A 5488-nucleotide genomic window follows, 5' to 3' on the forward strand; every position below is an offset into this window, starting at 1 on the left:
CCCGGACGCCGGTTGTTCTTCGCCTACCTCAACCTCTTCCTCGCGGCGATGTTGCTGCTCGTCCTCGCCGACAACTACTTCGGCCTGTACGTGGGCTGGGAAGGCGTCGGTCTCGCCTCGTACCTGCTGATCGGGTTCTGGCAGTACAAACCGTCCGCCGCGACGGCCGCGAAGAAGGCGTTCGTCGTCAACCGTGTCGGCGACATGGGTCTGGCCGTCGCCATGATGATCATGTTCGCGACGTTCGGGTCCGTGACGTTCGACGACGTCTTCGCCGGCGCCGACGGAGCGAGCGACGGCGTGCTCACCGCACTCGGCCTCGTGCTGCTGCTCGCCGCATGCGGCAAGTCCGCCCAGGTGCCCCTGCAGTCCTGGCTCGGTGACGCGATGGAGGGCCCGACACCGGTGTCGGCACTGATCCACGCCGCCACCATGGTCACCGCGGGCGTCTACCTCATCGTCCGGTCCGACGTGCTCTTCGACCTCGCCCCCACCGCGCAACTCGCCGTGGTGATCGTGGGCACGGTGACCCTGCTGTTCGGAGCTGTCATCGGGTGCGCCAAGGACGACATCAAGAAGGCACTCGCCGCCTCGACCATGAGCCAGATCGGCTACATGGTCCTCGCCGCGGGCCTCGGTCCCGCCGGATATGCCTTCGCGATCATGCACCTGCTCACCCACGGCTTCTTCAAGGCCGGACTGTTCCTCGGGGCCGGATCGGTGATGCACGGGATGAACGACGAGGTGAACATGCGGCACTACGGCGGCCTGCGCACCGTCATGCCGATCACGTTCGTCACCTTCGGTCTCGGCTACCTCGCGATCATCGGCATTCCGCCGTTCGCCGGGTTCTTCTCCAAGGACAAGATCATCGAGGTGGCGTTCGGCGCCGGCGGTGCGGAAGGGATCGTCCTCGGCACGGCAGCCCTGCTCGGGGCCGGCCTCACCGCGTTCTACATGACGCGGGTGATGCTGATGACCTTCTTCGGCAGACGTCGCTGGGCCGCCGACGTCCACCCCCACGAGGCGCCCGCCGTGATGACGGCGCCCATGATCCTGCTCGCCCTCGGCTCGGTCGGCGCCGGTGCCGCCCTCACTCTCGGCGGGGCGCTGCAGAACTGGCTCGAACCGGTGGTGGGGGCCGCGGAGATCGAACACCTGCTCCCGGTGTGGGTGATCACCGCCCTCACCCTCGCTGTCGTGCTCGCCGGTGTCGCGGTGGCCTACCGGCAGTACGCCCGGCGCGAGATCCCCGACGCCGCCCCCGCCGACGTGTCGGCGTTCACCGTCGCCGCCCGCAGGGATCTCTACGGCGACGCCGTCAACGAGGCGGTGTTCATGCGGCCCGGACGGTCCCTGACCACGACCCTGGTGACCGTCGACGACAAGGCCGTCGACGGGGCGGTCGACGGGATCTCCGCCACGGTCGGCGCCCTCTCCGCCCGGATGCGGCACCTGCAGACCGGGTTCGTGCGGTCCTACGGCTTGTCCATGTTGGTAGGCGCGGCCGTCGTGGTCGCGGCGATGATGCTGGGGAGGCTGTAGTGGGCAACTTTCCCTGGTTGACGACCCTGTGGGTGGTGCCGCTCGTCGGCGCCGTCGTCGTCCTGGCGATTCCCGCCCGGATGCGGAGCCTCGCCAAGGGCGCCGCGCTGGCGGTCGCGGCCGTGGTGCTCGTGGTGGCGTGCGTGCTGGCGATCGGATTCGACCCGGCGGGCGAGCAGTACCAGTTCGTCGAATCGCACCCGTGGATCCCGGCCCTGGGCACCCGGTACACGCTGGGCGTGGACGGCATCGCGCTCGTGCTGGTGCTGCTCACCGCGGTGCTGCTTCCGCTGCTGATGCTGGCCGGTTGGAACGACACGACACCGGCCGAGCCCACCGGCACCGCCCGCCCCTCCACGCCGCGGCGAACCACACACCTGTACATGGCGCTGATGCTCTCGGTCGAGGCGATGGTGATGGTCTCGTTCACCGCGCTCGACGTGTTGCTGTTCTACATCTTCTTCGAGGCGATGCTCATCCCGATGTACTTCCTCATCGGGGGCTTCGGGGATCGGCTCGGAGATCGGGGCCGGCGCTCCCGCGCGGCGGTGAAGTTCCTGCTCTACAACCTGTTCGGTGGGCTGATCATGCTGGCCGCGGTGATCGGACTGTACGTGGTGACCGCCCGGCAGGGCGCCGGCACGTTCGACTTCCGGGAGATCGTCGCCGCCGTCACCGACGGCGGTCTCGGTGCCGACACCGTGGTGCTCCACGCCCTATTCCTCGGTTTCATGTTCGCGTTCGCCGTGAAGGCGCCGCTGTGGCCGTTCCACACCTGGCTGCCCGGCGCCGCGGTGCAGGCCACCCCCGCCGGGGCGGTGCTGATGATGGCCGTGGTCGACAAGGTCGGCACGTTCGGCATGCTGCGCTACTGCCTGCAGTTGTTCCCCGAGTCGTCGGTGTACTTCGCGCCCGTGATCGTCACGCTCGCGGTGATCGGCATCGTCTACGGCGCGGCGGTCGCCATCGGTCAGACGGATGTGATGCGTCTGATCGCCTACACCTCGATCTCGCACTTCGGGTTCATCATCCTCGGCATCTTCGCGATGACCAGCCAGGGCCAGGCCGGCTCGACGCTGTACATGGTCAACCACGGCATCTCCACCGCCGCGCTGTTCCTGATCGCCGGGTTCCTCGTCTCCCGGCGCGGATCCCGCGCGATCGCCGCGTACGGCGGCGTCCGCAAGGTCGCCCCCGTCCTGGCCGGGACGTTCCTCGTCGCGGGACTGGCGACCCTGTCCCTGCCGGGCCTGGCACCGTTCGTCAGCGAATTCCTGGTGCTGGTCGGCACCTATCCGCGCTACCAGGTCGCCGCCGTGGTCGCGGTGCTCGCGCTCGTCCTGTCGGCGATCTACGTGTTGTGGCTCTACCAGCGCATGATGACCGGACCGGTCACCGGCGGCAACGAGCACGTGCGCGACCTGGTGCCCCGCGAACTCGCCGTCGTGGTGCCGCTCATCGCGTTGCTCCTCGTCCTGGGCGTCTACCCCAAGCCGGCCCTCGACGTGATCACCCCCGCGGTCGACCAGGTCCTGGTCACCGTCGACCGGCCCGATCCGGAGCCCGCCGCCCCGCCCGAGCCCGTCGCGGGCGGGACCGGCACCGACACCCACGGAGGGACGCACAGGTGACTCCCTTGAACGGAACCCTCGTTCTCGCTCAGGCGATTCCGGCTCCCGACCTCCGCTACGGCCCGCTCTCTCCCATGCTGATCGTGTTCGGGGTGGCCGTTGCCGCGGTGCTCGTCGAGGCGTTCGTTCCCCGCCGCGGCCGGTACGCGAGCCACCTGCTGCTCGCGCTCGGTGGTCTCGGCGCCGCGTTCGTGGCCGTCGTCGTCCTCGCCGCGGGCCTGGACTTCGCCGCCGGCGCCGCACCCGGGTACAGCGCCGCGGTCGACGCCGTCGCGGTCGACGGACCCACCCTGTTCCTGCAGGGCACCATCCTGCTCGTCTCGATCCTCGCAGTGCTGCTCGTCGCCGAACGCGGCATCGAGCCGAATGCCCGCGGTGCCACGCCGGAGGGGCCGGGCGCGGCGGTGGCGACCGGGCGCGGCGGGGCCGACGCGTTCGCCCCGCAGGCGTCCGTGGTGCCGGGCAGCGTCGCCGAGCGCGAGGCCGCCGCGCAGGGGATGTCCCAGACCGAGGTGTTCCCGCTGGTGCTGTTCGCCGTCGGGGGGATGCTGCTGTTCCCGGCGTCGAACGACCTGCTCACCATGTTCATCGCGCTCGAGGTCCTGTCGCTGCCGCTGTACCTGCTGTGCGGCCTGGCCCGTCGGCAGCGCCTGCTCTCCCAGGAAGCGGCCCTGAAGTACTTCCTGCTCGGCGCCTTCTCCTCGGCCTTCTTCCTGTTCGGGGTGGCGCTGCTGTACGGCTACGCGGGCACCGTGCGCCTGGCAGGTATCGCCGACGCCGTCGCCGTCCGCGCGGACGGCGACGCGCTGGTGGTGATCGGTGCGGCGATGCTCGCGGTGGGTCTGCTTTTCAAGATCGGCGCGGTGCCGTTCCATTCCTGGGTCCCCGACGTCTATCAGGGGGCCCCCACGCCGATCACCGCCTTCATGGCGGCGGCCACCAAGATCGCGGCGTTCGGCGCGATGCTACGCGTGTTCTACGTGGCGCTGCCCGGACTGCGAGACGACTGGCGTCCCCTGCTGTGGGGCGTGGCGATCCTGACGATGGTGGCGGGCTCGGTGCTGGCCGTGACGCAGAACGACGTCAAACGGATGCTGGCCTACTCGTCGGTCGCCCACGCCGGTTTCATCCTCACCGGTCTGATCGCCGCCGACCGGGCCGGGCTGGCGTCGACGATGTTCTACCTGTTCGCGTACGGCTTCAGCACTCTCGGTGCGTTCGCCGTCGTGACCCTGGTCCGCGACGACCTCGGGGAGGCGACCCACCTGTCCCGCTGGGCGGGCCTCGGGCGGCGCTCGCCGCTCGTCGGCGCGGTGTTCGCCCTGTTCCTGCTCGCGTTCGCCGGCATCCCGCTCACCAGCGGGTTCGTCAGCAAGTTCGCCGTCTTCGGGGCGGCGGCGGGCGGCGGCGCCGTTCCGCTCGTGATCGTCGGCGTGGTCAGCAGCGCCGTCGCGGCGTACTTCTACGTGCGCGTCATCGTGCTGATGTTCTTCGACGAGCCGGACCGCGACGCTCCCGCGGTCGTGGCGCCCAGCGCCCTGACGACCGTCACGATCGCCGCCGGGGCGGTGGTGACCGTGGCGCTCGGCGTCTTCCCGCAGCCGTTGCTCGAGCTGGTGGACCGGGTCGCGGTGTTCCTCGGTTGACGGTTCCGTGACGAGCGCGGGGATCCGGGCGGACGAGGACGCAGCCGCCGAACACGAACGCGGCCGCCCGCGCCGAAACCGCCGCCGCCCGCGCCCAAGTCGACGCTGCCCGCGAACACGCCGACGAACTGCGCACCGAACTACGCGGACTCCGTTCCACAACCTCGGGTCCGAGCGAGTCGCGATGACCCCGGAGGGGTGCACTCCTGTCCCCGTGCCGGCACCCGGCGAGCGGTCGACTCGGGTGGGGGCCGTCTTCGCGCGGGGCCGGGCAGGGGATGTGGCCGGGTGGGTGCTCGGTGAGACCGCCCCAGCCGGTGCCACGCCCGCGGTGTATGTCGGGCAGTTGCCGGCGCCGGGGTCGTAGCTTCGGTTACCCCGGGCTCCCGGTGCGGGAGTCGGTCCCGTCGCTGTTTGCCCTGACATGGTTGTCTAGAGCGTCGCTCCCTGCATCTCGATGCCGGGCGGAATCGGGGTGCTGTTCGCAGGTGAGGTCATCGCGTCCTCCTGTGTCGATAGCCCTTGCCGAGATTCTCCGCCGCCGACCCGACGGCTCGCGCCACCTACTCAGGATGCGCCGTCTCAGCCTTCACTGTCTGCCGGATCGGCGAGGAGGAACGGGCGGCCAGATGTTCATGTCGTCTCCAGGGGCGGGGGGGGCCGCCC

At 70.2% G+C, this 5488-nt stretch carries 3 protein-coding genes; all 3 read left to right on the forward strand.

Annotated elements, in window-relative coordinates; genetic code table 11:
- Positions 1 to 1545 (forward strand): NADH-quinone oxidoreductase subunit L (nuoL, locus tag OEY_RS0118750; protein ID WP_010595354.1); only part of this gene is annotated, 1545 nt, incomplete at its 5' end.
- The gene (locus tag OEY_RS0118755) at positions 1545 to 3176 is read left to right on the forward strand and encodes an NADH-quinone oxidoreductase subunit M (protein WP_010595355.1); all 1632 of its coding nucleotides are present in this window, start codon (positions 1545 to 1547) and stop codon (positions 3174 to 3176) included. The genes nuoL and OEY_RS0118755, both read left to right, overlap by 1 nt.
- 74 nt (positions 3177 to 3250) lie before the next feature.
- Positions 3251 to 4822, forward strand: coding sequence for an NADH-quinone oxidoreductase subunit NuoN (gene nuoN, locus OEY_RS0118760; protein WP_230831670.1), 1572 nt, complete (start codon positions 3251 to 3253; stop codon positions 4820 to 4822).
- The last annotated feature ends 666 nt before the right edge of the window (positions 4823 to 5488 follow it).

The sequence above is a fragment of the Rhodococcus sp. P14 genome, from assembly GCF_000256505.1.
GTDB classification, from domain to species: domain Bacteria; phylum Actinomycetota; class Actinomycetes; order Mycobacteriales; family Mycobacteriaceae; genus Rhodococcus; species Rhodococcus ruber.